General features: G+C 71.2%; 22 protein-coding genes. 11 read left to right on the forward strand and 11 right to left on the reverse strand.

Translation table 11 applies throughout. The features are described 5' to 3' along the window. Positions 1-18: 18 nt before the first annotated feature. Together KYK13_RS05995 and KYK13_RS06000 are read right to left on the reverse strand one after the other, a co-directional pair. Complete coding sequence (locus KYK13_RS05995) at positions 19-1,671, reverse strand: GMC family oxidoreductase (RefSeq protein WP_223642658.1); 1,653 nt, start codon at positions 1,669-1,671, stop codon at positions 19-21. Further along, a complete protein-coding gene (locus KYK13_RS06000) occupies positions 1,668-2,321 on the reverse strand; it encodes a gluconate 2-dehydrogenase subunit 3 family protein (protein WP_223642659.1) in 654 nt (217 codons plus the stop codon). Before KYK13_RS06000 ends, KYK13_RS05995 begins: the two co-directional genes overlap by 4 nt. Before the next feature lie 175 nt (positions 2,322-2,496). On the opposite strand from KYK13_RS06000, the gene KYK13_RS06005 reads away from it, so the two are divergent. Beyond that, positions 2,497-3,816, forward strand: coding sequence for a hypothetical protein (locus KYK13_RS06005; RefSeq protein WP_223642660.1), 1,320 nt, complete (start codon positions 2,497-2,499; stop codon positions 3,814-3,816). Then, on the forward strand, positions 3,813-4,364 hold the full coding sequence (locus KYK13_RS06010; protein WP_223642661.1) for a hypothetical protein: 552 nt from the start codon (positions 3,813-3,815) through the stop codon (positions 4,362-4,364). Before KYK13_RS06005 ends, KYK13_RS06010 begins: the two co-directional genes overlap by 4 nt. 54 nt (positions 4,365-4,418) lie before the next feature. Here the strand turns inward: KYK13_RS06010 and KYK13_RS06015 are convergent, their stop codons facing one another. From KYK13_RS06015 to KYK13_RS06025, 3 genes are all read right to left on the reverse strand, one after another. Next, positions 4,419-5,060 carry a DUF3332 domain-containing protein gene (locus tag KYK13_RS06015; RefSeq protein ID WP_223642662.1) on the reverse strand — a complete coding sequence of 214 codons (642 nt, stop codon included), beginning with the start codon at positions 5,058-5,060 and terminating at the stop codon, positions 4,419-4,421. Between the two features lie 65 nt (positions 5,061-5,125). Further along, complete coding sequence (locus tag KYK13_RS06020) at positions 5,126-6,490, reverse strand: sigma 54-interacting transcriptional regulator (RefSeq protein ID WP_223642664.1); 1,365 nt, start codon at positions 6,488-6,490, stop codon at positions 5,126-5,128. 292 nt (positions 6,491-6,782) lie between these two features. After that, positions 6,783-8,486: a hypothetical protein gene (locus tag KYK13_RS06025; protein WP_223642666.1), complete on the reverse strand. Its 1,704-nt coding sequence runs from the start codon at positions 8,484-8,486 to the stop codon at positions 6,783-6,785. A 218-nt stretch (positions 8,487-8,704) separates the two neighbouring features. On the opposite strand from KYK13_RS06025, the gene KYK13_RS06030 reads away from it, so the two are divergent. Then, positions 8,705-9,403, forward strand: a complete 699-nt coding sequence (locus KYK13_RS06030; protein ID WP_223642669.1) for a bifunctional 2-polyprenyl-6-hydroxyphenol methylase/3-demethylubiquinol 3-O-methyltransferase UbiG — start codon at positions 8,705-8,707, stop codon at positions 9,401-9,403. A gap of 9 nt (positions 9,404-9,412) precedes the next feature. Here KYK13_RS06030 and KYK13_RS06035 read toward each other — a convergent pair whose 3' ends face one another. Continuing rightward, entirely contained in the window at positions 9,413-10,126 is a 714-nt protein-coding gene (locus KYK13_RS06035) for a response regulator transcription factor (protein WP_223642671.1), read from the reverse strand. Continuing rightward, positions 10,123-11,652, reverse strand: coding sequence for a cell wall metabolism sensor histidine kinase WalK (locus tag KYK13_RS06040; RefSeq protein WP_223642673.1), 1,530 nt, complete (start codon positions 11,650-11,652; stop codon positions 10,123-10,125). Before KYK13_RS06040 ends, KYK13_RS06035 begins: the two co-directional genes overlap by 4 nt. A gap of 251 nt (positions 11,653-11,903) precedes the next feature. Between KYK13_RS06040 and KYK13_RS06045 the strand changes: the two genes are divergently transcribed. Next, entirely contained in the window at positions 11,904-13,946 is a 2,043-nt protein-coding gene (locus KYK13_RS06045; protein ID WP_223642674.1) for a c-type cytochrome, read from the forward strand. Between the two features lie 144 nt (positions 13,947-14,090). On the opposite strand, the gene KYK13_RS06050 is transcribed toward KYK13_RS06045, so the two are convergent. Continuing rightward, positions 14,091-14,855 (reverse strand): hypothetical protein, encoded by a 765-nt coding sequence (locus KYK13_RS06050; RefSeq protein ID WP_223642675.1) that lies wholly within the window; start codon positions 14,853-14,855, stop codon positions 14,091-14,093. A 185-nt stretch (positions 14,856-15,040) separates the two neighbouring features. Between KYK13_RS06050 and KYK13_RS06055 the strand changes: the two genes are divergently transcribed. Together KYK13_RS06055 and KYK13_RS06060 are read left to right on the forward strand one after the other, a co-directional pair. Further along, complete coding sequence (locus KYK13_RS06055) at positions 15,041-16,036, forward strand: hypothetical protein (protein ID WP_223646975.1); 996 nt, start codon at positions 15,041-15,043, stop codon at positions 16,034-16,036. A 35-nt stretch (positions 16,037-16,071) separates the two neighbouring features. Beyond that, a complete protein-coding gene (locus KYK13_RS06060; protein ID WP_223642676.1) occupies positions 16,072-17,079 on the forward strand; it encodes an NAD(P)H-dependent glycerol-3-phosphate dehydrogenase in 1,008 nt (335 codons plus the stop codon). A 21-nt stretch (positions 17,080-17,100) separates the two neighbouring features. On the opposite strand, the gene KYK13_RS06065 is transcribed toward KYK13_RS06060, so the two are convergent. Continuing rightward, positions 17,101-17,562, reverse strand: coding sequence for a hypothetical protein (locus tag KYK13_RS06065; protein WP_223642677.1), 462 nt, complete (start codon positions 17,560-17,562; stop codon positions 17,101-17,103). Positions 17,563-17,612: 50 nt separating this feature from the next. Then, positions 17,613-19,268, reverse strand: a complete 1,656-nt coding sequence (gene hflX / locus KYK13_RS06070) for a GTPase HflX (protein WP_223642678.1) — start codon at positions 19,266-19,268, stop codon at positions 17,613-17,615. 169 nt (positions 19,269-19,437) lie between these two features. Here hflX and proB point away from each other — a divergent pair, with 169 nt between their 5' ends. Continuing rightward, positions 19,438-20,562, forward strand: a complete 1,125-nt coding sequence (gene proB / locus KYK13_RS06075; RefSeq protein WP_223642679.1) for a glutamate 5-kinase — start codon at positions 19,438-19,440, stop codon at positions 20,560-20,562. Positions 20,563-20,588: 26 nt separating this feature from the next. On the opposite strand, the gene KYK13_RS06080 is transcribed toward proB, so the two are convergent. Continuing rightward, positions 20,589-21,062, reverse strand: a complete 474-nt coding sequence (locus KYK13_RS06080; RefSeq protein ID WP_223642680.1) for a hypothetical protein — start codon at positions 21,060-21,062, stop codon at positions 20,589-20,591. Between the two features lie 359 nt (positions 21,063-21,421). On the opposite strand from KYK13_RS06080, the gene KYK13_RS06085 reads away from it, so the two are divergent. The 4 genes from KYK13_RS06085 to KYK13_RS06100 all read left to right on the forward strand — a co-directional run bounded on the left by KYK13_RS06085 (position 21,422) and on the right by KYK13_RS06100 (position 26,345). Next, positions 21,422-22,447 carry a YafY family protein gene (locus KYK13_RS06085; RefSeq protein WP_223642681.1) on the forward strand — a complete coding sequence of 342 codons (1,026 nt, stop codon included), beginning with the start codon at positions 21,422-21,424 and terminating at the stop codon, positions 22,445-22,447. Then, positions 22,444-23,373, forward strand: a complete 930-nt coding sequence (locus KYK13_RS06090; RefSeq protein ID WP_223642683.1) for a YafY family protein — start codon at positions 22,444-22,446, stop codon at positions 23,371-23,373. The genes KYK13_RS06085 and KYK13_RS06090 overlap by 4 nt, the downstream gene beginning before the upstream one ends. Before the next feature lie 6 nt (positions 23,374-23,379). Then, complete coding sequence (locus KYK13_RS06095) at positions 23,380-24,984, forward strand: FHA domain-containing protein (RefSeq protein WP_223642685.1); 1,605 nt, start codon at positions 23,380-23,382, stop codon at positions 24,982-24,984. Between the two features lie 101 nt (positions 24,985-25,085). Beyond that, positions 25,086-26,345: a phosphatidylserine/phosphatidylglycerophosphate/cardiolipin synthase family protein gene (locus KYK13_RS06100; protein ID WP_223642687.1), complete on the forward strand. Its 1,260-nt coding sequence runs from the start codon at positions 25,086-25,088 to the stop codon at positions 26,343-26,345. The last annotated feature ends 1 nt before the right edge of the window (position 26,346 follow it).

Consider the following 26,346-nt stretch of genomic DNA (forward strand, 5'->3'; position numbering starts at 1 on the left):
AGCGGCGTGTGGGCGCCCTCAGCCCTTCAGCGTGCGCACCAGATGGTCCGCCACGCGGAAGCTGTTGGCCGCGATGGTGAGCGTGGAGGGCACGCTGCCGCCGGTGGGCATGAAGCTGCCGTCCACCACGTAGAGGTTGGGCACCTCGTGCGCGCGGCAGTGCTTGTCCAGCACGGAGGCCGCCGGGTCGTCGCCGAAGCGGCAGGTGCCGTGCTGGAGGATGGTCGTCTCCCCCTGCGTGCCCACGCGCTCCACGCGGTCCGGGTCCAGGCGCATCAGCACCTCCTCCCCGCGCTCCACGAGGAAGCGCGTGGCGGCGAAGTCCGCCGGGTGCCGGTCCAGGGTGATGGCGGCCACGGGGATGCCGTACTTGTCCTTCACCCCGGGCTCCACCGTGACGGACGTGCCGGGCGTGGGGAGGAACTCCGCGTAGATCTCGAACTCGAGGATGCGCGAGTCGCGGTACGCGCGCATGCGGTCCTTCAGCTCCTTGCCGAACACGCCGGACCTGCCGCTGCCGGCCAGCCCCACCGCCGCGTAGATGGGGTTGGGGTGCGCCCACATGAAGCCCAGCGTGCCGCCCTTGCGGAAGCCGTGGCGCGCGTCCGGCATCACGTAGAAGTCCTGGAGGCTGCGGTTGACGAAGGGCGCCGGGTCCGTGAGCCACGGCCGCGCGTCCTTCTGCCTGGACACGCGGAAGTGCGCGCGCGAGCCGCCGAAGGAGCTGAAGAGGAGGTTCTTGCCGACGAGCCCGCTGCCGTTGGCGAGCCCGTTGGGGAAGCGGCTGGAGGTGGAGTTGAGCAACAGGCGCGCGCTCTCCACGGCGGTGGCGGAGGCGATGATGAGTTTCGCGGGCTGCTCCTGGGTGACGCCTTCCGGGTCCAGGTACACCACGCTCTTCGCGCGGCCCTGCTTGTCCACTTCAATGGAGCGCGCCATGCAGCCCGGTCGCACCTCCACGTTGCCGGTGGCGAGGGCGTTGGGGATGAGGCTCGCGAGCGTGCTGCTCTTGGCGCCCGTCTCGCAGCCGTAGCTGCCGCACAGCGCGCAGTAGGCGCACGGAGCGCGGCCCTTGTACGCCTTGCTGATGATGCCGCGCGCGGTGGGCGTCGCGTGCCAGCCCAGGGCCGCGCACACCTTGTCGATTTCGGCCGCCACCGGGTGCACGTCCAGGGGCGGCAGCGGGTAGGGGCCGCTGCGGGGCTCGGCGAAGGGGTGGGGGACGGCCTGTCCGGACACGCCCAGCTCCGCCTCCGCCTTGTCGTAGAAGGGGGCCAGCTCCTCGTAGGAGATGGGCCAGTCCGCCACGGTGGTGCCGGGCACGGCGCCCAGCGTGGAGCGCAGGCGGAAGTCCACCGGCTTGAGGCGGTAGAAGAAGCCGCTCATGTGCACGGTGCCGCCGCCCACGCAGTTGGCGGTCCACGCGGCGTTGCTGCGCTCGTAGCGGCCCTTGGCGCCCTGGCGCACCAGGTGCGGCTCCTCCCAGGGCAGCGGCATGAAGAAGTTGCGGCGGCTGTTGAGGATCTCGTCGTGGACGAAGTCCTTGGGCTGGTAGTGGCGGCCCTTCTCCAGCACCACGACCTTGAAGCCCGCGCGCCCCAACTCCAGCGCGAGCGGCGCCCCGCCCGCGCCGCTGCCCACGATGCACACGTCCACCTGGGAGAGGCTCACGGGTGGTGACCTCCGCACTCGCGCAGGCACTTGGGTCCGTCGTAGCCCTCCGGGGGCGCCATGGCGATGGTGCCCACGGTGTCGAAGCCCATCAGGCGCCAGCCCACGCGGCCCTTGTTGCCGCCGTAGGACGGGTCGCCCAGGAAGCCCTCCAGGCTGAGCGTCATCAGCAGCTCGAAGAAGTGGGCCTCGCCGCTGCCGGCCGGGCTGTCCTTGAAGAGGGTGAGCAGCTCGTCCTGTTGGGCGGGCGTGGCCTGCGCGAAGCCCTTCTGGAACATGCGCTGCGCGCGGTGCTCCAGCGCGGACAGGCCTTGCAGGAAGTCGCGGTGCATGGACTCCAGGCCCTGCGTCTCCAGGATGTGGTCGATGTAGAGCGCCACGTCCGCGTCCTGGGCGCCCGGGTCCTCGTCGCGGGGGATGAGCCGCTCGGTGGCCGCGGCGACGACGGCGTACTCGAAGGCGGAGAAGGTGCGCAGCGCCTGCCCGGTGGCGGTGGTGCCGGTGGGCTCGGCGGGCTTGGGCGCTTCCGCCTCCTTCGAACGTTTACACGCGGCGCCGCCCAGCAGCACCACGCCACCGCCGAAGAAGGTGAGCCGCTGGATGAAGGTGCGCCGGGACAGCTTCGGGGGGAGCGAACGCGCGCGAGCCATGGCGCGCGAGCCTAACCCAGGTGCCAGTGTTTCACGGCACCGGAGATGGCGCCGGGGTCGGTTGGCCGCCCACCGCGTGCGATGCGAATGCACCCCGAGGCGTGACGGACAACGCGCGCGGCTGACATAGGATGGCGCCCTCAACCAGGCCGACTGAATCAAGGAGAAGAACCGCATGAAACGGCACGCGTGGCTACTGGGGGCGGCGCTCGCGCTGGGATGTGGCGGCGGCAAGCCGGCCAACCCGGACGCGGGCTCGAAGCCGCAGGACGATGGCGGAACGACGGAGACGCCCTTCGCGCGGCTGAGGGTGGACACCGAGCCGAGCGAGCAGACGGCCATCTCCAACATCGCGATGGCGGTGGGCCCGGACGACCGCATCGGCATTGCGTACTTCGTGAAGGTGAACGACACGGACTCCGAGCTGCGCTACCGGGAGGTGAAGGATGGCCAGGTGCAGGCGACGGCGGAGACCATCGCCACCGTGCAGCGCGTGTACGGTGTGTCGCTCGCGTTCAGTCCGTCCGGGCAGCCCGCGGTGAGCTACCTGGGCGGCGGCAGTGACAAGTCCGTCTTCTGGCTCCAGAGCGACCTGGCGGTGTCCTACCGCAACACGAACGGCACCTGGACCGAGCACATCGCCGTGACGAAGGGCGACGAGGCCGTGGCGGGCAACCCGGTGAGCGACACGGGCTTCCTCGTCGGGCTCAATCCCTCCATCGTCTTCAGCGGCAATCAGGCGCTGGTCGTCTACCGCGATGGGCACAACGGACAGTTCCCGCAGCAGGACTGGGCGGGCAGCGACGTGGAACTGGCCAGCGGCGGGCCCACGGCGTGGCAGCACCGGGTGGTGGCGTCGGGTGGCGACCAGAAGGGCGCGTACGGCGGACATCTCCAGATGCTGATGGCGGACAGCCAGCCGGCGCTGGTGTTCGACCAGGCCTTCGGGGCCGCGGACGCACCGGGGCAGAACGTGTACTTCCAGCGCCGCAACACGGACGGCATCACTTGGACGCCGCCGGTGCAGGTGCAGGCGGTGGGTAACACGATGCTGGGCGCGTCGCTGGCGTATGACTCCACCGTGGGCTTCGGCATCGCGGCGGTGGACCGCTCCAACAGCCGGCTCACGCTCATCACCTGCGCCGGCACGACGGGGACGAAGTGCGCGGCGGCGGGGGACTGGTCGACGCCGGACCCCGTGTACCAGACGGGCTCTGGCGGCTGGTATCCGTCGCTGGCGTTCGATCCGAAGACGCACGACCCGTCCATCGCGTTCCACATCTGCTCGCTGGAGTCCGGGCGCAACGAGGGCAGTTGCTCGCCGTCGGACGACGCGCTCGTCATCGCCACGCGCGTGGAGGACCAGTGGCGCGAGGTGACGGTGGACACGGCGGGCGGCTGGTCGCCGAAGCTGGCGTTCCTGTCCACGGGCCAGCGGGTGGTGCTCTATCGCGTGCCGACGACGGGCGTCCTGACGCTGGCGGTGGAGCGGTGAGCCTCGCGGGACGCGCCGTGGCGGCGCTGGGGCTCTCGGGCCTGCTGTGCGGCGCGGGCGCCGTCGCGTGCCGGGGCGACAACGAGCTGTCCGGCAGCGTGTCGGAGCTGTTCCCCGTCACCGACGTGTCGCGGGTGGAGATCCGCCGCAACCCGGAGGCGCTCCAGGTGAGCTACTTCCGCAACAGCGGCCTGGACGTGGACCTGGTGGCGCGGCTCACGGTGGACACGGAAGGCGTGGACCTGAAGCCGGGCGCGAAGGTGCAGCTGGGCGGCACCACACCGTCCGGCCGCGACCGCGCGTCGGTGGTGCACGTGGCCGCGGGCGAACCGGCGCGCGTCTTCACCCAGGTGGAGCGCGGCGACCTGGTGCTGGACGAGGGCGGCAACCCGGGTGAGCTCACGCGCGGGGACTTCTCCCTGTCCTTCAAGAAGGGTGATGGCTACGGCGCCGGGCGCAGCATGGAGGGGACGTTCAAGGCCGAGGCGCTCGACGCGGGCTTCGGGCCGGACCTGGGTGACGTGGTGGTCGACAAGCCCGCGCCCTGAGTCCGCCCCAGGGCTTCCGGTAACGAGCGTTGCCGGAAGCCCTGCTGGTTCACTTCACGGCGTGCAGGCGTCGAGCGAGGCCATGCCCTGGGAGAACTCTCCCTGGTGCGTGGCGAACTGCGCGAGCGCCGGAGCGCCGCCGTCCTGGAAGAGCTGGCGCGCGGTGTCCACCGCGTCCCGCGCGTGCACCGTCACGGTGGAGCCGCGGGCGTCCGTCACCTTCACCGCGCCGTCCGCCTGGCCCTGGGCACGGATGAGCAGGGCGCCCGCGTCGTCGCGCGCGACCATGCCATCCTCCAGCGGCTCGAAGTAGCGCACCACGGGCTCCTTGCCCTCGCGCTGCAACTCCAGACGCATGACGCCGGACTCCGGGTCGCGGGTCATCTTCAGCGTGTCCGTGGGGCTGAGCTTCACGATGCGCGTGTTCGGGTCTTCGCCCTCCACGCTGCCCACCGGGTTGCTCCCGCTCCAGAACTCAATGCTGTTGACGACGAGCGAGTCCACCAGCGCGCCGATTTCATAGACGGGGATGATGACGAAGACGAGGAACACCAGCCACTGGACGAACTTGTTTCCGGAGACGCCCTTGTTGAACTGCCAGATCTTCTGCGTGAGCTTGAACGAGCCGAAGCAGCCCGTGGCGTGCATCATCAGAACACCCGCGCACAGCACGCCAAGCCAACGGGACGAACGCATCTGCATTGAAATCTCTCCTGGGAATGGGGCAACGCCTGACAGCGGCCGCACCATGCCATGAAGGATCAATCAGACTCGCTCTGGACCAGTCCGTACTTGTGCAGCAGCGAATAGAGATGCTTGCGGTCCAGCTCCGCCTCTCTGGCGGCGCGGGCGATGTTGCCGCGGGCACGGCCCAAAAGTCGCGTGAGGTACTCGCGCTCGAAGGCACGTATGAGTTCGTCCTTGCACACTTTGAACGGCCCGGTGAACTCCACCGGCAGGAAGTCGCCGGCGGGCGCGGGCACGTCGCGGGTGAACTCGCGCAGGAGGTTGTCTCCCGCGAGGCCCGGGATGTCCACCATGTGCCGCGCGCGCTCCAGGGCGTTGCGCAGCTCGCGCACGTTGCCCGGCCACGTGTGTCCCAGGAACTGCTCCTGGATCTTCTCCGGCAGCCGGGGCCACAGGCCTTCGCCCGCGAACGCATCCACGAGCAGCGGGATGTCCTCCTTGCGGTCGCGCAAGGGCGGCAGGTTGACGGTGAAGACAGACAGGCGGAAGTAGAGGTCCTCGCGGAAGCGGCCCGCCTGCGTCTCCGCCCAGAGGTCCTTCTTGCTGGCCACGACGATGCGCGCGTCGAAGGAGATGGGCGTCGAGGAGCCCAGGCGGCGGAACTCGCGGTCCTCGATGGCGCGCAAGAGCTTGGGCTGCAGGTCCAGGGCGAGGTCGTCGATTTCGTCCAGGAAGAGGGTGCCGCCGTGGGCTCGCTCCAGACAGCCGATGCGCTGGCCCACCGCGCCGGTGAAGGCGCCCTTCTCGTGACCGAACAGCTCGGACTCGATGAGCGAGTCGGACACGCTCGCGCAGTCGAAGACGACCAGGGGCCCGGCGGCGCGGGGGCTCAACTTGTGGATGGCCTTGGCGCCCGCGCCCTTGCCAGAGCCCGTCTCGCCCACCAGCAGCACGGTGGAGTCCGTGGGGGCGATGCGCTGCAGGAGCGCGAAGATCTGCCGCATGGGCACGCTGCGGCCCACGAGGTCGCCCAGCCGGTCCTCCGCGGTGGGCTCCACCTGCACGGGCGCCATCTGCGGGCTGAAGCGCAGGCGCACGTCGCCCACTTCCAGGAGGGCGCCGGGGCGCAGGTAGGCCTCTCGCACCTGGGCGCCGTCGAGGAACGTGCCGTTGGTGGAGCCCAGGTCCTGCACGAGGAACCGGTCACCCTGGCGGCGCACCACCAGGTGGTTGCGGCTGACGGTCGGGTGGTCGATGACGACGTCGTTGTCGGTGGACTTGCCGACGCGCAGGTCCTCCGTCGCGAGCGGGTACACGGTGCCGGCGCGTTCGGTATCCAGCAGCACCAGGTGGAAGCGCTGCGCGGACAGCCGTTCTCCCTGCGCCCGTGCGGCGACGACGGTGTGCGTGGGAATGGGGGCGGGAGGCACGGGGGGCATGAGCGGGCGGGGATTCTAGACGGCTTCTTGCCCGCGCGGGCTGTCTCTCGGTGCACACCGTGCCCGCCCGGAGGGCGGCCGGGCTCGGCGCGTCAAAAGCGTGTGTGGCAGATGGTTTTCTCGCGGTGCGAGAGGGACGGCTGCGACCCCTGATTGGGGTACTTCAGGATGAAAGCATCGCGCGAGCCCTGGTGGGTGCTGGAGACCTCCTCCGCCTTTCCATCAAAGACAACGGCCGCCCTCCCCATGATGGGAAGGACGGCCGTGTCGGGGCTTCGGTGTGGAGGCGCCGTCAGTCGCCTTCGTAGATGCCGATGAGGCCCGGGGTGACGACACCCGTCTTCGTGTTCTTGAGGCCCTCGAAGGAGACGAGGACGCGGCGCGTGCTGGAGGATCGGTCGAACTGGATGTCGGACACGCTGCTGGAGGAGGTGAGCACGTTGCCGAAGACCTCGGTGCTGTACTTCACGGTGCTGCCACCCTTGAGGCGCGTGATGCCGCCCCACCAGTTGGCGCCCACCCAGAGGCTGCCGTCCCACGGGTCCGTCGCCACGGCGGACGTGGGCGCCATCGCGGGGGTGTTGCCGTTGGCGGGCATGTAGTTGACCAGGTCCTTCATCACCTTGGTCTCCACGGTGCCGTTGGCGCTCAGGCGCGCGAGGCCGTAGTAGAAGGAGCTGACCCACACACCATCGTTGGCCGCTGGCGCCATGCCGGAGACGTTGTCATCCACGCGCTGGGCCTCGGTCGGGTAGTTCGGCACGGCGTCAGGCCAGATGTCGAAGCGGTTCCAGTCGTAACCCTTGTTTTCCGTCTCGGATTGGGCCTGCCAGTAGTTGTCCCCGTTGGTGCCATAGCGGAAGCGCGTGGAGCGGATCTGCCCGCCGAAGAAGACGTCGTGGTTCTCGGTGATGGAGATGCCGAAGTAGCGGTCCGACAGCAGCTCGCCCTTGGAGCCCGCGATGGCGGGGTGCACGTGCTCGTAGAGGCCCGCGCACTCGAACTCCCACTTGAAGCCTTCCGTGGTCCAGGGCCGCGGATCCCAGCAGTACGACGGAACGATGCCGTTGAACTTCGCGTTGCCCATGGCGAAGCCGTGGTTGCCGCCGAACCAGACGACCTCCTTCACCGGGTCGTAAGCGATGCGGTAGATGGTGCAGAGCTTCTCGCGCCCGCGCATTTCGTTGCTGACCTTCTTGGGCCCGGTGTGGATGTCGTAGTGCACGACGTCGATGCTGCCGTCGGCCTTGAGCGTCACCTTGTCCGCGTCACCGCTCTTGTAGACGCTCGCGTCCGGCTCGCGGTGGTCATTCTCCGCCTGATCCCACTCGTCCTCGCAGGTGGGCATGCCCGCCTTGGGCGGCTTGCCCGCGTAGCCCACGAACACCGTGCCCGCGGGGCCGCCCGCCACGGAGATGACCTTGAGGTACGGAACGCCCGGAGGCGCACCGCCCACGCCGTCGCGCATGCGGCCAAAGGGACGAAGGCCCTCGGACATCGTGAAGCGCTGAATCGTGTGGGAGCCCTTCTTGATGAGGAACAGGCCCTCCTCACCGCCCGCGACCCAGACGTTGCCGCCCTGGTCGGCCGTGATGCCATACACGTAGCGAGGCGCGCCCTGTTCCTGGTTGTAGAAGGTCCACCCCGGAGCCGAGGGGAGGGGATAGGTCTGCACCTTCTCTGCCGGGCCCGTGCCCCCGTCGGTGCCCGTGCCCGCATCCGTGCCGGTGCCCGCGTCCGTGCCCGCATCGGGAACCTGCGTGCCCGCATCGGGAACCTGCGTGCCCGCATCGGGAACCTGCGTGCCCGCATCGGGAACCTGCGTGCCCGCATCGGGAACCTGCGTGCCGGCGTCCGGCAGCTGCGAGTCCTCCACGGGCGTCACCGGCACCACCGGGTCGTCCACCCGCCCCGTTCCGCTGTCGTCCCCACCACACCCCGTCCAGCCCAGCGCCCCTGCCAGGAGGAGCGCCCCCCACCGCAACCCTTGCTTCATATCGACGGCCACCTCACCCCGGTCCGGGGGAAGGTCCCCCGGCGCGAACCCATTGTTCGCCGGCATCAAGGCAAGGAGGGTGCCAGCCCCCGGAGGCCGGCAACCGTCGGAACACCGGCAGTGCGCGCCCGTGGAGCGGCAGGGGGTGGGCAACCTTGTACCCACTGTGTGAACGCCAGAGTCCCGGTGTGCCCCCCAACCGTGCTAGGGCCTGGGCAATGGCTGGGAACGACTCACGCGGCCGCACCCCGTTGTCCCTGGTGGGACAGGAGCCGGACCTCGTCTTCTACACACGGCAGGCCTCGGAGCTCGGCGGGCCCGTGCTCGTGCTGGGCGCGGCCAATGGCCGGGTGCCCTGGGCGCTCGCGGGCCACGGCTTCACCACCGTGGGGGTGGATCCCTCCGAGGCGATGATCCGCTCCGCCGAGGAGCGCCGCGCCTCCGAGGCCCCGGACGTCTCCGAGCGCACGCGCCTCATCGCCGCGGATCCGCGCGCGCTGCGGCTGCCGGAGCAGTTCCCCCTGGTGCTCGCCCCACAGCACGCGCTGGGCCTGATGGCCGGCCGCGATGACCTGGAGGCGTTCCTCGCCACCGTGCGCCACCACCTGGCTCCGGGCGGAACGTTCATCTACGACGTGCTCAACGCCCCGCGCGAGCCCGTGCTGCCTCGCGATGACGACGAGCCCGGCTCCGCGGTGGAGCCCCGCCGCCCCCTCTTCGCCCTGCACCTGCGCGAGCGGCGCACCGCGGGAGGTCCCAGCCCCATCCGCCGCCTCAAGCTGCGCCACTTCCTCCCCGAGGAGCTGGAGAACGCCCTCGTCGCCAGCGGCCTCACGCTGCGCGAGCGCTACGGCCGCTTCGACGGCAAGCCCTTCGACCTGGAGGACCTGCGCCAGATTGGCGTCGCCGGGACGTGAGCCGCTGCTTCAGCGCTCGAAGCGGTAGCCCAGGCCGCGCACCGTGAGGAAGTGCCGGGGCGCTTCCGGGTCGGCCTCGAACTTCAGCCGCAGCTGGCGCATGAAGTTGTCCACCGTGCGAGCGCTGCCCTCGTAGTGGTAGCCCCACGCGCCGGACAACAGCTCCTCGCGGGTGAAGGTGCGGCCCGGGTGCGCGAGGAAGTGCGCCAGCAGCTTGAACTCCTGCGCCGTCAACTCCACCGGCTGCCCGTCGCGAGCCACCGTGCGCTGCGCCAGGTCCACCTTCACGTCCCCGAACGTCACCGGCGGCTGCGTGGTGCCCGTGGCCCCGAACCTCCGGCGCAGCACCGCCTTGATGCGCGCGAGCAGCTCCTGGAGGCCGAAGGGCTTCACCACGTAGTCGTCCGCGCCCAGGTTGAGGCCCAATATCTTGTCCGCCTCCTGGCCCCGCGCGGAGAGCACCACCACGGGCGTGTCCCGGCCGCGCTGGCGCAGCTCGCGGATGACCTCGTAGCCGTTCAGCTCCGGCAGCATCAGGTCCAGCACCAGCAGGTCCGGCGCCTCGTCCAGCGCCTTGGCCAGGCCCGTGCGGCCATCCTGGGCCTGGAGGACCTCGTAGCCCTCGAAGCGCAGGTTCATGGACACGCCGGTGAGGATGGACAGGTCGTCCTCCACGACCAGGATGCGCTGGGGCTTCTCCTCGGAAGGGACGGACGTGCTCATGCGCGGCCCACCGGCAGCTGGATGGTGAAGCAGCTGCCCTGGCCGGGCTCGCTCCTCACGGTGATGCGGCCGCCGTGCGCGTCCACGATGCGCTTGCTGATGGCGAGCCCCAGGCCGCTGCCCTCCGTCTTGCGCGTGAGCAGGTTGTCCACCCTGTAGAAGCGCTCGAAGATGCGCTTCCGGTCCTTCCTGGCGATTCCCACCCCGTTGTCCTCCACCGACAGATTCACGTGGCCGCCCTCTCTCCATGCCCGGAGGGCGATCCTGCGGTTCGTGGGCCCACTGTACTTGTAGGCATTCTGCAACAGGTTGAGCAGCGCGCCCGCCACCGCGACGCGGTCCACGTCCACTTCGGGCAGCCCGTCATCCACCACCACGGTGAACTCCATGCCGTCGCCGTGACGCTGCGTGCGGAAGGCCGCCACCGCCGCGTCCACCACGTCCGTCACCGGCAGGGACTCGCGCTGGTACACCTTGCGGCCGCTCTCGATGCGCGCCCAGTCCAGCACCCGCTCGATGAGGTCCGACAGCCGCTCGGTCTCCTTCGTGAGCAGGTTGAGCACCTCCTGCGTCTGCGCCGGGTCCTTCAGCCGGCCCAGGGCCAGCGTCTCGATGAACATGCGGATGGAGGTGAGCGGCGTGCGCAGTTCATGGCTCACCAGCGACACGAAGTCCGTCTTCATGCGCGACAGGCGCGCCTCGCGGTAGAGCACTCGCGCGGTGTAGCCCACGCCGAAGGTGAGCGTCAGGTAGAACAGGCCCAGCAGCACGCCGTACACGGCGCGGTTGCGCGTGGAGGCGCTCGCCACGGGGTCCTCGCCCGTGGGCAGCACCACCAGGCGGAAGTCCTGCAGCGGCGCGGACAGCACCCGCTCCGCGAGCACCGGCGGCCCCAGCGCGTTCTGCCGCGCCTGGGCCACCTCCGACATCAGCCGGTTGACGAGCCCGCCTTCACCGGACGTATCGCGCGGCACGGGCAGCAGCGTGAAGCGCACGGGCTCCGACGTGGCCCGCACCTGCGCCTTGTCCGCCAGGAGCGCGTCCAGCGCCGCGTTCGACAGGCGCACGCCCCGCACGGTGGCGCCCTGGCGCTCGGCGGCCACCATCACCGCGCGGCCGCTGGTGGCGAGCGAGAAGACGGTGGGCACCGTGGGCAGCGAAGCGGCCTCCGGCACCAGCGCCGCCAGGGCCTCCGCCAGCTGCGGGTCCTTCGTGCGCACCAGGCCGTTCTCCACGTGGAAGGTGCCCTCGGGGTCGGACAGCTCCTGGTCGTCCGGCAGGAGGAACGCCAGCCGGTCGCCCCCCTGCACCAGGCGCCCGCTGTTGAGCGCGCGCGGCACCTCCGCGGACAGGTCCGCCAGCGTCCCCCGCCACGCGGACTCCAGGCGTTTCTCCACCGCGGCGCGCTCGTTGATGATGGCCACGACGCCGAAGCCCGACAGGCCGGCCGAGGGGAGCACGACCAGCAGGATGAGCAGCGCGAACGTGCGCCGGAAGCTGAGGATGACGGGCGCGGGACGGGTCACGACTCCTGAGTGTCTACACGCGACGGCGGCCGGGTGCTCGCGGCTTTTGGGGGGAGGGGGATGCTTCCCGACACTGTCGGGGGACACACGGCGGGTGTGGAAGGGTTCGACTTCCGGGGGGCGGCTGGGGGAGCATGCGGCCCGCGGGAAGGCGTGTGAGCTGGGCCGGCACGCTCCCGACAGGCCGTGGGGCTTGCGCGCATGCTGGGGCCGGAGGAGCGCGCGACGCCTTCGCGGGGAGGGCAGTTCCGATGCGACGGCAGGGATGGGCCGCGCTGTGCGCGGTGACGACGCTGGTGCTGTCGGGTTGCAAGGAGCGCGAGGTGGCGGGCACCTGGAGCAACGCCTCCGGATCCGTGGCGCTCAGCCGGGATGACTCGCTGCTCTACGTGGTGGACTCGGACAACGGCATCCTCGCCGTGGTGGACACCGAGCGCCGGGAGAAGGTGTCCGAGGTGCGGGTGGGCCCGCGTCCGGAGCGCGTGACGGTGGGCCCGGACGACACCGTGTACGTGACGAACCGGGGCGGACGCAGCGTGTCCGTCATCCGCAAGGGAGAAGCGGTGGAGGCCGCGCGCATCCCGGTGGGCGTGGAGCCCACGGGGCTCACGGTGTCGCCGGACGGCCGCACGCTGTACGTGGTGAACAGCGCCACGCGTGAGTCCGCCGCGCGGGGCAGCCTCACCGCCATCGACACGGACTCGCTCACCGCGCGCTGGGAGCTGCCGCTGGGCGAGGAGCCGCGCGGCATCGCGCTCCTGGAGGACGGCCGCAAGGCGGCGGTGACGCTGTTCCGCCAGGGCGACGTGATGACGGTGGACCTGTCCAACGCGGACCAGCCCCGGGTGATGCGCGACGGCACGGACCTGCTCGCGAAGGCCAACCGGCCGTTGGCCGCGGGAGCCATCGGGGCTCGCTCGAACTCCGATGCGCCGCTGCCCCCGTCTTCCCAGGCGGGTCCGCGCTCCTTCCGGTCGCGCGGCATGGTGGACCTGTTGGGCGCTCCGGACGGACGGCGCCTCTTCGCGCCGGTGCTGTGGTCGCGCGAGGACCCCCTGGGCGGGCCCGTGGACGGCAGCGATCCGGCGCTGGGGGACTCCATGTACGGCGGCGGGACGCCGTGCGGCGCGGCGGCGGGCGGCGGCGTGGTGGCCGCGGGCCTCATCACCTTCGACGCGGAGGGCGAATCGCCCCGGCCGGTGGTGGACGACCTGGACGAGTGCAGGCCGCCGCCGGAGGAGAAGCCGGACTATCCCACGTCGCTCATCGCGAGCCCGTCGTTCACGAAGTCCCTGCAGGGGCCGGCGGCGGCGGTGGTGGACCCCACGGGCGCGTGGCTGTTCCTGGTGAACCAGGGCTCGAACAACGTGGCCGTCGTGCCCTCGTGGCGCCGCTCCGGTTCGGACCTGGAGAGCACGTTGAGCCCGGTGCGCCAGCTGGTGGACGTGGGCGCGGGGCCCAACGGCATCGCGCTCACGCGAGACGGGCGCAAGGCGTACGTCTACAACGCGTTCGACCACACGGTGAGCACGCTGGTGTCCTCCGGGAACGAGCTGGGCGGCATCCGCGAGGAGGGCCAGCGCCTGGCCATCGCGGGCGACACGCTGTCGCCCATGGCGGCGGCGGGCCGGCGGATGTTCTTCAGCGCGGTGGATGAGCGGATGACCCGCCCTTCCGTGGCGGTGTCCTGCGCGTCGTGCCACCTGGAGGGCCGCGAGGACGGCCACGTGTGGGGCTTCCCGGACGGGCCGCGCCAGACGCCCAGCCTGGCGGGGCGCATGACGACGGCCACGGCGCCCTTCCACTGGAGCGGCGAGTTCTCCGCGCTGGGGGACTTCATGAGCGCCACGGTGAAGGACCGCATGGGCGGCCAGGAGCTGGACACGGACACGGTGGCGAAGCTGGGCGCGTTCATCGACGCCATCCCCGCGCCGGACAACGCGTTCAAGGGCGAGCCGCTGACGGCGCAGCAGGCGCACGGGGCCGCGCTCTTCGCGCAGGCGAAGTGCGACACGTGCCACTCGGGCGCGGCGTTCACGAACAACACCAACGTGGACGTGGGCACGTTCGTGCGCTCGGGTGTGCTGCAGGACGCGGTGGCGGTCATCCGCTCGGGGCTCAACACGCCGTCGCTCCTGGGCGTGGGCCGCACCGCGCCGTACCTGCATGACGGCAGCGCCCCCACGCTCAAGGCCCGCCTGATGAAGGGCCGCGAGACGAACCTGCACGGCATGACGTCGACGCTGTCCGACGCGGACATGGACGACCTGGTCGCGTACCTGGAGACGCTGTAGCGGGGAAGGGGGCACGGGCCCGACGGCGCCCGTGCCCCGCCCGCGGTCAGCGCGGGTCGTGCCGGTCGATGAAGTCCGGTCGGTCTCCTCCACGCCGCCGTGGGACCCGAAGGGAAGGGCGGGGATGGGGGAGCGCGTCTCGGGTTACTGCGCCGAAGGCGCGGGCTTCCGCGGAGCCGGCGCCACGGGCCGCACGTTCGCGGGACGCGGAGCGGCGACGGGCGGGGGCAACAAGGTGCCCGTGGGCGAAGGCGCGGAGAGCTGATCCGTCGTCCCCGTGCGCGGCGCGGTGAGGCTGTTCATCGGCTCCAGCGGCGCATCCAGGTGCAGGTGGTCCCCCGCGTCGCCCGGAGGTTCCGTCCCTGCGTCCGCCGTTGGATCCACCCCGCCGTGATTCGACGTCACCGCGAGCCGGGCCACGTCCATCGCGCGGTCGGGGTCATCCCCCAGCCAGGTCACGACGACGACGCATGGCGTGTCGTCATCCCACGCCACCACCTGCGTCATGCCCTGCACGGGGTTGCGGCGCGCGGCGGCCCGGCCCAGCCCCGGAATCTCCTCGCCGTCCGCGTCCAGCATGGGCGCGAGCAACGCGCGCGCATCCGCCTTCGCGTAGTGCGGCTGGCAGTCATACGCCACCGACACGGACAGGTCCGCCTGCGCCGCCGAGCGCAGCGAGCACACCGGTCCGCACGTGGGACACGCCCGCTCCTCCTTCATCGTGAAGCCGTTCAGCGTGAGGTCGCGCAGGTCCGCCGGGAGCAGCTCCTCGCACGAAGGCATGGCCAGCGTGGACGGCCGCCCTGGCAGCCCGATGCCCCCCGCGTCCGACGCGTCCGTGCCCGCACCGGGCCTGGTGCACGCGCCCAGGGCGAGCGCCATCAGCAGTGCACCCCGTCCGACCCTCATCCCGTTGGCTCTCCTCACCGACGCCATGCGCGCGGGCGCGGATGGTAGACCGTGCCCGTCCTTCGTCATCAGCATTGTGGAGGGGCTGCCGCTTTCTTGACGCGACCGGATGGCGGGAGGGATGGGGGGCAGGCCGGCCTCGTTCACGGCCGGAGCGTGGGCTAGGCTGCCTGCCGTCCTCCACCATGCGCCTCTCCGGTCTCCTCAGCCTGACGCTCCTGGCCCTGGCGCCGGCCATGCCCGCCCGGGCCCAGACGCCCACCCCGCCTCCCCGGAGCGCGGTCCCTGACGAGTCCTGGAGCGAACCCGGCCAACCGGCCGCCGAGCCGCCCCCCGCGCCGGCGGCGCCCCCCCGCCCCCAGGCGGCACCCGCGGAGGAGGTCCCCTCGCCCATCCCCGACGCCGAGGGCTGGGAGGCCTTCCCCGGCGCCTCCAACCCGGCCCCCGCGTCGCCTCCGCCGCCGCCGTCCAGGGCCCCGCCACCCCCGTCGTTCGACGCGCCGCCGCTCGCCGAGCCCCCGCGCCCGTCCCGCCGCGTGAAGGCCCCCCGTCCTCCACGACCGCCGCTGGCCCCCAACCGCTACGGGCTCTACGGCGGGCGCTCACTGGGCTCCGGACACATCGGCGTGGGCATGGAGCTGGGCTTCCCCTTCGTGTCCGCGCGCGCCGTGTACGGCGTCCTGGAGCCCCTGGACCTGGGGCTGGGCGTGGACACCGTCTACGGCCTGATGACCGAGCTGCGGGCCAGCGCCCGCCTCACGCTGATGGACAGCGACAACGCCAGCCTGGCCTTCGTGGTGGACGGCGGCCACGCGTTCTTCCTGCGTCCCGCGGACACGGAGGACCGGGGCGCGCGCTACCTGAGCGGCCGGCGCGACTGGAACGTGGCCCCGGGGCTGGTGATGTCCTTCCAGGGCGACAGCCCGCGCGCGTGGAGGCCGTACATGGATGTCCGCGCGCTCATGGCCTTCGACATGGACCCCGTCCAGCGGGATCCACTGGGCGGCAGGCCGCCCGCGTGGAAGCTGGATGCGGCCGTCCTCATCCGGCTGGGCGCGGAGATTCCCGTGGGAGAGAAGACGTCCTACGCTGTCTCGCTGGGTGGCGACTTCCGCAGCCGCTCCACCGACGCGGAGTTCATGCCCACGGTGTCCGTGGGCGTGGTGTCCACCCTGTTCTGAAATCCCCCTCACACGTCTCGATCCGAGGTCATCCCATGCGCGGCAGTGTCATTGGTTCAGGTTCGTTCGGAACGGCGCTCGCCAACGTCCTCGCGGTGAATTGCGACGAGGTCCGCCTGTGGGGCCGCGAGCCCTCCACCGTGGAGGCCATCAACACCCGCCACGAGAACGCCACCTACCTCAAGGGCATCCCCCTCTCCGAGCGCGTGCGCGCGACCACGGACCTTCAGGAGGCGCTGGCCGGCTCGGAGATGGTGGTGCTCGCCACGCCCAGCCACGCCACCCGTGAGGTGCTCGCGCGCGCCAGGGACTTCCTGCCCAAGGGCGTGCCGCTCGTCACGGTGTCCAAGGGCATCGAGAACGGCACGCTGCTCACCATGACGGAGCTCCTGGAGGACTGCCTGCCGGAGGAGTTCCATCCGTACATCGCGGTGCTCTCCGGCCCCAGCTTCGCCAAGGAGCTGGCCCGGCGCATGCCCACGGTGGTGACCATCGCGTCGCACTGGGACAAGGTGGCCCAGCGCTGCCAGAAGGCGCTCCAGACGGACACCTTCCGCTCGTACACGTCCACGGACGTGGTGGGCGTGCAGTACGGCGGCGCGCTGAAGAATGTCATCGCCATCGCCGCGGGCATGGCGGACGGCCTGGGCATGGGCCACAACGCGCGCGCGGCCATCATCACGCGCGGCCTGGCGGAGATCACCCGGCTCGCGGTGAGGAAGGGCGCCAACCCGCTGACGCTCTCCGGCCTGTCCGGCATGGGTGACCTGGTGCTCACCTGCACGGGCGAGCTCAGCCGCAACCGCCACGTGGGCATGGAGCTGGGCAAGGGCCGCAAGCTGCCGGACATCCTCGCGGAGATGAAGGAGGTCGCCGAGGGGGTGAAGACGGCGAAGAGCGCGCGCGACCTGTCCATCAAGACGGGCGTGGAGCTGCCCATCTGCGAGCAGGTCTACCTCATCGCCTACGAGGGCAAGAACGCCAGGATGGCGGTGGTGGACCTGATGACGCGCCAGCCGAAGTCGGAGCTGTCCGGCGGCTGAAGAGGGCGCGGCGGACGGGGCTCAGTAGCGGCGCGGCTTCGCTTCAGGGGCGGCGCCGCGCACGCGCCACACGGTGAGCCGCTCGGAGTTGGTGTGGCTCAGCACCAGGCCCTCCGTCTGCATCTCCTCCAGCAGGCGGTTCGTCTTGAGCCGGTCCAGCCCGATGCTGCGGCCCAGCAGGTCGCCAGGCATGCCGCTCAGGTTGTGGCGCAGCTCGTTGATGATGGCGCGCTTGAACTCGTTCTTCTGCAGGCCGTCCAGGTCCTGCGACCGCCACGAGGACAGGATGCCCCAGCCGATGAGCAGCAGCGTCACCACGGCGAGCACCGGGTAGACGATGTGGCTGTTCTTCTCGAGCAGCTCGATGTAGCCGGTGGTGATGGACGAGACGGGCCGGTCGTAGTCCGGCCCGGAGTCCTGTCCGGGCAGACCTTCGATTTGGGCCGTCAACAGCGGGATGAGCAGTTTCAGCGCGGGAGCCAAGGCCCCCCGACTCTACGGGGAGGGCCCCCGCGCCGACAACCCGCCCGCCGTCACACCACGCCGATGGACTCGGACGCACCCTCGGCGAACAGGGTGGTGTCCGCCTTGGCCAGGAGCGTCGCGAGCCCCTCGCGCTTCACCGCGCTGATGGCCACGCCGCCCTTGGAGCGCAGGAGCGACTCCACCTCCTCCGCGGACAGCTGATCCGCCTTGTTCCAGACCATCAGGCGCGGCTTCTCCGTCAGGCCCAGCGAGTCGAGGATGTTCTCCACCGCCTCCACCTGGTCGTCGCGCGCGGGGTCGCTCGCGTCCACCACGTGCAGCAGGAGGCTCGCGTCGTACAGCTCCTCCAGCGTGGCGCGGAAGGCCGCCACCAGGTCCTTGGGCAGGTCCCGGATGAAGCCCACCGTGTCCGTGATGATGACCTCGCGCTCCTGCGGGAAGCGCAGCCGGCGGCTGGTGGGGTCCAGCGTGGCGAACAGCTTGTCCTCCGCCAGCACCTCCGCGTTGGTGATGGCGTTGAGCAGCGTGGACTTACCCGCGTTGGTGTAGCCCACGATGGAGATGACCGGCACCTCGCGCCGGTTGCGCTGCGCCCGGCGGACGCTGCGCTCGCGGCTGATGACGTCGATGCGGCGCTCCAGGTTGGTGATGCGCTCGCGCACGCGGCGGCGGTCGATTTCAAGCTTCGTCTCACCGGGGCCGCGGCCGCCCACGCCACCGCCCATGAGGCGGCTGAGCGAGTCATCCCCCTGCACCAGCCGGGGCAGCCGGTACTTCAGCTGCGCCAGCTCCACCTGCAGCTTGCCCTCGGCCGTCTGCGCGCGCTGCGCGAAGATGTCCAGGATGAGCTGCGTGCGGTCCAGGATCTTCAGGCTCGTCGCGTCCCCGATGTGCCGCCCCTGTGACGGGGTGAGGTCCTTGTCGAACACGAGCAGGTCCACCATGGACTGCATGGAGCGCAGGTTCAGGTCCTCCAGCTTGCCCCGGCCGATGAGGTAGCGCGGATCCGCCTCCCGCTTCATCTGGAGCACGGTGTCCACCACCTCCACGCCCGCGGTGCGCGCCAGCTCCTTCAGCTCCGCCAGGGACGACTCCGCCCGGGCGCGGTTGCCGTCCAGGCACACCGCCACCAGGATGGCGCGCTCCTTCCCGGACACCGTGCGCGCGGCGGCCTTGCGGTTGAACTCCTCTTCCAGCGCGTCCAGCGTGGACAGGAGGTCCGGCTGTTCGCCGTGCACGGAGGGCAGGGTGGACACGTGCCAGAACTCGCCCGTGCCGTTCTCCGGCACCAGGTAGGCCCAGTGCAGCACGCCGGGCAGGCCTTCGTGGCCCACGCCCACGGCCGCCACGCAGTCCAGGCGCAGGAGCGCGAGGTCCGTGAGGTCGTCCTTCGTCAGGGGTTCGCTCTTGAGGTGCGTGTGCACCAGCCGCAGGCCGCGCAGGCGGATTTGACCGGCGCGCGCACGGCCGATGTCCGGCAGCTCCAGCTTGTGTGCGTTGCCCACCACGACGTGCTCGATGTCGCCCTTGCGGTTGATGAGGACGCCCACCTGGCGGTTGAGCTCGTGCGACAGCTCGGTGAGGTGGCGGGCAAGCTCCGCGGACACGATTTCGCGCGGATCCACGCGGCGGCGGAAGGTGTTGCGCAGCCGCTGCTGCTCGCTCGACTTCAGGCCCAGGGTGTTGCCGTAGATTTCCTTCAAACCGTTTCTCCTGGCGCGGGCATCGGACGGCCCGCGCCGCATTCAGGGCATTGGATGGACTGGGGCCTTCCGCGTTTCATGACAAAGGCCTCCAAGTCCGCCCGCCGCGAAGCCTGGTGAACAGCCAGCCGCCGCGCGTCCTTTCCCGTTCCAGCCTACGCTGCTTCCCGTGACTGAAACCGCACGCAACGCCCTGCGCGAGGCCCGCCGCGTGGTGGTGAAGATCGGGACCAACGCGCTGACGAGCGCCACGGGCCGCTTCAACCGCGCCCACTTCGAGGCGCTGGGGCAGGACCTGCTGTGGGCCGCCGGGGGCCGGGAGCTGGTGGTGGTGTCCAGCGGCGCCATCGCGCTGGGCATGGAGCGGCTGGGGCTGCCCGCGCGCCCCCGGGACATCCCCGGCAAGCAGGCGTGCGCGGCGGTGGGGCAGAGCCGCCTGATGCAGGCGTACGAGGAGGCCTTCGGCCACGCCCCCCGCACGGTGGCCCAGGTGCTGCTCACCCACGAGGACGTGCAGGAGCGCCGGCGCTACCTCAACGTGAAGCACACGCTGGAGCGGCTCCTGGCCGCGGGCGTCGTGCCGGTCATCAACGAGAACGACACCGTGTCCGTGGACGAGCTGAAGTTCGGCGACAACGACACGCTGGCGAGCCTGGTGGCCGGCGTGGTGGAGGCGGACGCGCTGGTCCTCCTGTCGGACGTGGAGGGGCTCTACACCGCCGACCCGCGCAAGGACGCGGATGCGCGCCTGATGCCCGCCGTGCCGCGCGTCACCCCCGACGTGCTGGCCCTGGCCGGCGATGCCACCAGCGCGGTGGGCACCGGAGGCATGGCGTCCAAGGTGCGCGCCGCCGCCCGCGCCGCGGAGCTGGGCATCCCCTGCGTCATCACGTCCGGCGCGGTGCCTGGCCGCCTGCGCGGCGTGCTCCAGGGCGAGGCCGTGGGGACGCTCTTCGAGCCCGCCGGACGGCGCAGCGCGCGCACCGCGTGGATCGCCCACGCCCTGCGGCCCCGGGGGCGGCTGGTGGTGGACGCGGGCGCGAAGGAGGCCATCGTCACCGGCAAGCGCAGCCTCCTGCCCAGCGGCGTGACGGGCGTGGAGGGGGAGTTCGGCCGGGGAGACCCGGTGGACCTGACGGACGCGGCCGGGACGGTGTTCGCCCGCGGCCTGTCCACCTACGACGCCAACGAGCTCAAGCGCATCGCCGGGCGGCGCAGCGCGGACATCGAGGCGGTGCTGGGATACCGCTACCTGGATGAAGCGGTGCACCGCGACGACCTGGCGGTGCTGTAGCCGCGGTCCGGGCAAAGCCGCCTTCGCTAGATGGAGCAGGAGACGGACTTCACCGTGCCGGGCGCCTCATCCGTCAGCCGCATCAGCGCGCGGAACTCCGGGGAGTCCACCTTCATCAGGAGCAGCGAGACCTCCAGCTCCCCGGGCACCCGGCCCAGCTGGAGCTTGCGCTCCTGGCCGTGCAGCAGCGCGAGCTGCGAGTGGCCTTCCCCCTCCGGCAGGGACAGGTCCACCTGGAGCTGGAACGTGTCGCCCTCGCCCTTGGGCGTGAGCACCAGCCGGTAGTCCGGCACCGTGGAGCCCGGGCGGCGGCGCTCGGCGCGCAGCGTGCGGCCCGCCTCACCCAGGAGCTTGGGCTGGGCGATCAGCCGGCCGTCGCGCCGGACCTCCAGCGCGAAGTAGAGCGGTTCGTTGCGGGCGTGCGCCGGGGCGGAGACGAAGGCGAGCAGCACCAGCGCCAGCCCGGGAAGCCACTTCTTCAGCAGGGAGGTGCGGTCCATGGTCGAGCCCTCGTCAAAGCTTCCGTCCGCCGCGTCGGCCCCACGGCGGCCAGCGGAGCTTCCAGGAAGCCCGCTGTCGCTTCTCACCCAAATCGACAAGGTCCAAGGAATAACCCAGACGCGGCCCGAGTGCGAGCCCCACGCCGGGGGTTGTCTGCTGGCTTGCGGACGAAACGAGGGGTACATGGCGATACCTGCTTGCCTGTTCAGGTGAGGGCGGCTATCCCCCCTTGGACGGAGGCGCGCCCCTCCCGTGTTCCTTTTCTGTTCGTTTCACGCCCTGCTCCCCTCTCCCACCCCGGAAGTCCCCGGTCTCTTGATCTCCCGGGTCCTGTCCGCCATGGTCATTGATCACCTGAATGGACCGCACGGAACGCATCCTTGATCTCGTGGCACTGCTGCTCGACGCGCGGGAACCCATCTCGTGGGCCGAGCTGCGTGAGCACTTCCCCGCGGACTACGGCGGCTCGGACGACGCCGCCGAGCGCAAGTTCGAGCGCGACAAGGCGGAGCTCGTCGAGCTGGGCTTCCCGCTGAGCTACGTGCAGGGCGACGACGAGCGGCGCGACGGCTACCTCGTCGACCGCAACGTCTACTACCTGCCGGAGGCGGACCTCACGAAGGAGGAGCTGGCCGTGCTCTACGCCGCCGGCTCCGCGGCGCTCGCGTCCGGCGCGTTCCCCGGCCGCGACGACCTGGCGCACGCGCTCCGGAAGATCGGCTTCTTCGCCGGTGAATCCCTGCCCACCCCGCGCGTGCGCATGGAGCTGGGCACCGGCCAGCAGGGCCAGGAGAAGGAGGTCTCCGCCCGCCTGGAGCAGCTCTGGGATGCGTGCTCCGCGCACAAGTGGGTGCAGCTGACCTACGGCAGCCCCCGCAAGGACGGCGTCACGGAGCGGCGCGTGGACCCATATGGCCTGGCGCTCAGGCGCGGCGTCTGGACGCTGGTGGGCTACTGCCACCTGCGCCAGGGCCTGCGCACCTTCCACGTCCACCGCATCCGCGAGCTGAAGGTGAACACCGCCCGGCCGCGCACCCCGGACTTCGAGGTGCCGGCGGACTTCTCGCTGGACGCCCACGTGGCGTACTTCCCCTGGCAGTACCGCTTCCACGAGCCATTGGAGGTGACGCTGCGGCTCACCGGGCCGCAGGCCTCGCGCGCGGGCTCGCTGTTCCCGGGCGCGGCGCTGGAGCCGGTGTCGGAGGGCGTGGTGCGGGTCCGCTTCCCGGTGACGTTCCTGGACGGGCTGACGCGCTTCGTCCTGTCCCTGGGGGAGGACTGCCGCGTGGAGGGGCCGCCGGAGGCGCGCGAGCGCCTGGAGCGGATGGCCGCGAACATCCTGGCGAAGCACGCGCCGGTGGAAGGTCAGCGGGTGAGCGCATGAGCAACGTCCATGAGCGGCTGCGCCGCCTGCTGTTCCTCGTCCCCTACGTCTCCAAGCACCCCGGCGTCACCGTGGAGGCCCTGGCCAGGGCCCTCAACATCAGCCGCGAGGACCTGCTGGAGGAGCTGGACCTGCTCACCTGCGTGGGCCGGCCGCCCTTCAACCCGGACGACTACATCGACATCTACGTGGACAACGACCGCGTCTACGTGGACCTGGATCAGCGCCTGTTCGCGCCGCCCCGGCTGACGGCGGGCGAGGCCGCGGCCCTGGCCGCCGCGGCGGAGCTGCTGCGCCCGGCCACCGGCGACGCGCTCCAGAGCGCCCTCACCAAGCTGGAGGGCATCATCCCGCCCGCGGCCCGCGAGCGCTTCCGGGACATGTACCGGAAGATCGACGCCTCCGCGGACGCGCCCCCGGCCCTGGGGCCCCTCACCCGGGCCATCCTGGAGCGGCTGGAGGTCACGTTCGGCTACGCCAGCCCCGGCCGCCCCACGGAGCCACGCCGGGTGCGCCCCTACGAGCTGCTCAGCCACCGGGGCCAGTGGTACCTCCAGGGCTTCTGCCACACCCGCCAGGACGCGCGCCTGTTCCGCCTGGACCGCATGGAGGACCTGGCCGTCACCACCACCGCCTTCCAGCCCCCGCCGGATGCCCGCGCGGACGTGCCCAACCCGGCCCGGAGCGCCAGCGAGGCCTCCGTCCGGGTGCGCTTCACGCCCACGGCGGCCCCGTACGTGAAGGAGCGCTTCGGCCAGGACGCCCGCCCGCTTGCTGACGGAGGGGTGGAGGTGCGGGTGGCCGGAGACAGTGAGCGCTGGCTCACGCAGTGGGTGCTATCCTTCGGGGGAGAGGCGGAAGTGCTGGAGCCGGCGAGCGCGCGCGCCGCCGTTGCCCGAGCCGTACATGCCTCGATAGGCTCCTAGGACCCCATGGCCTTCCAACTGACGATCTCCGAGGGAAAAGACGCCGGCAAGGAGTTCGTCTTCGACCAGGACTCCGTTCTCATCGGGCGCACCTCCGAGTGCGACGTGGTGCTGTACGACCCCGGTATCTCCCGCCGCCACTGCCGCATCTTCAGGGACGCGGACGGCTACGCCGTGGAGGACCAGAAGAGCGCCAACGGCACGGTCGTCAACGGCGCCGCCGTGCAGAAGCAGCTCCTCAAGGACGGCGACACGCTGACGCTGGGCCCGGTGACGTTCCTCTTCGCGCTCGCGGCGGAGGACGCGACCACCGGCGAGGACGAGAAGCCGGCGGAGGACGGCGCCAACAGCACGCGCATCGTCTCCATCGACTCCGTGCGCAAGTCGCGCAACAAGAAGGCCGCCGCGCTCGTGCCGGAAGGCGCGGACGAGGAGGACCTGCAGGGCATCCGGGCGGAGTCCACGCGCATGAACATGCGCGCCATCCGCCGGCCCACCTCCTCCGCCCAGCGCGCGGTGCCGCAGGAGCCGCCCCCGGAAGAGGACGCTCCGGCCGCCCTCGAGAAGCCCGCCCCCGCGCCCCCGCCGGCGCGCCGCACCGGCTCCCAGTCCTCGCGCGCCGTGGCCCGCACGCCTCGCGCCGGGGCCTCCAGCGGCGGCGGCCTGTCCGCGGCCGAGCGCGCCCGCATCCGCCGCGAGACGCCGGGCCTGATGGCCAACCTGCGCCTGTTCTGGGCGGAGGCGAACTCCAAGGTCCGCGCGGGCGTGATGGCCGGCGGCGGCGTGGTGGTGCTGGGCCTCTTCGCCCTCATGTACTGGCTGGTGCTGGGCGGCGAGGAGAAGGTGCAGAAGGGCGAGGAGCCCGTGCGCCTGTCCAACCAGCCCATCACGGACTCGTTCGGCCTGGGTGACGGCGTCACCTGGAGCCGGCCGGACATGAAGGTCTTCGAGTGGGAGTTCGTCGCCGCGACGCGCGCGGTGGTCATCCTCCACTACCAGGCCCAGGGCATCTCCAAGGACGAGGTGGTGGTGAGCGTCAACGGCGTGGACGTGGGCAAGGTGCCCCCGGACACGCTGGCCAGCCAGGAGCGCTCGCTGGAGCTGATGATCCCGCCCCAGCAGCTGCGCAAGGGCGAGCCCAACCGCATCATCTTCGACAACACCCGCAACCCGCCGGGCGAGGACACCTGGCGCATCTGGAACGTCTGGGTGGAGCGCGCGCTGCTGCCCGAGGATCTCTCCACGCAGCAGCTCATCCAGAACGCCAACGAGCTCTTCAAGAAGGGCCGCAAGAACTTCGACACGCCGGACATCGGCGCGCGCAACCGCTACGAGGCCTGGAAGGCGTTCCGCGAGGCGTGGCTGATGCTGGAGGCCCACCCGGATCCGAAGCCGGACCTCTATTACGAATCCCAGGAGGCCATGAAGCGCGCCCAGCAGGAGCTGGACCGCACCTGCTCCAAGCTGCTGCTGGAGGTGGAGGGCTACTACAACCAGGGCCACTTCAAGCAGGCCGCCTCCACGCTGGACCACATGCGCGAGTACTTCCCCGAGTACGACCAGCCGTGCGCCACGCGCGCGGAGAACAAGCGCATCGAGTACGGCCTGTAGCCAAAGCCGTCCGCTAGCGGACGGTGCAACCCCGCCTGGGAGGCAGGTGGGGCCCCTCCGGCTTGCCGGTGCCTCCCCCCGTTCCCACCCTGAAGGGGGTGATGCGTGAGCGGGTGGGAGAGGAGGGTCGGACAGAAGGCTGGGTTCCCGCGGCGCGCTCGCCGGGGCCGGTGCCCGAGCACGCTCCGGTGTGGAGCGCCGGGGTGTCGCGGCGGCTGCTCGCGCGGTACTACCTGCCGCAGCAGCACACCCTGCTCCAGGGCAACGCGTGCCGGCTCCTGCGCGACGGCGTGGAGGCCTATCCGGAGATGCTGGAGGCCATCCGCCGGGCGCGCCGCTCCATCCGCCTGGAGACGTACATGTTCGTCACCGACGCGGTGGGCGAGCTCTTCGGCCAGGCGCTGGCGGAGGCGGCCGAGCGCGGCGTGCACGTGAAGGTGCTCTACGACGCGGTGGGCTCGTGGACCAGCCGCAAGAGCTTCTTCGAAGGACTGCGCCAGCGCGGCGTGGACGTGCGGGCGTTCAAGCCCTTCAGCCTCCAGCGCGGGCTGCGCCACCTGCTGCGCCGGGACCACCGCAAGATTCTGGTGGTGGACGGCACGGTGGCCTTCACGGGCGGGGTGAACATCGCGGCGCACTGGGCCCCGGAGGGGCAGGGCGTGGCCTGGCGCGACGACGTGCTGCGCATCGAAGGCCCGGCGGTGCACGAGCTGGAGCGGCGCTTCCTGGCCACGTGGCGGATGATGTTCCGCGACCGCCTGAGCCGGCTGCGCCGGCGCATCCGCGGCGCGGCCCGGACGCTGGACGCCCCGCCCCGGAAGGGCGACGTGGGCCTGGCGGTGTTGTCCAGCCGCCGCAGCATCCACCGCGCGTACCTGCACGCCATCCGGCGCGCCCGCAAGAGCGTGCTCATCGCCGCGGGCTACTTCGTGCCGGACCGGCGCATGGTGGCCGCGCTCAAGGACGCGGCGAAGCGGGGCGTGGAGGTGAGCCTGCTGCTCAACGGGGGCAAGAGCGACCACCCGTTCCTCGAGCATGCGACGCGCGCCTTCTACGAGCCCCTGATGGGCGCCGGCATCCGCATCTTCGAGTGGCGCCGGGGCGTGCTGCACGCCAAGACGGCCGTGGTGGACGGCGTGTGGGGCACCATCGGGTCGTTCAACCTGGAACGGTTGTCGCTGGCCTTCAACCACGAGGTCAACGCCGTCTTCGCGGACCCCCGGCTGGGGCGCGACCTGGAGGACTCGTTCCGCCTGGATTGCGGCAACTGCCGCGAGGTGGACCTGTCCGTCTTCCGCCGCCGCCCCCTCTGGCAGAAGGCCGTGGAGCGCGTGCTGTACTTCTTCCGCAAGGTGCTCTGAG

The organism is Corallococcus sp. EGB (assembly GCF_019968905.1).
Lineage (GTDB): Bacteria > Myxococcota > Myxococcia > Myxococcales > Myxococcaceae > Corallococcus.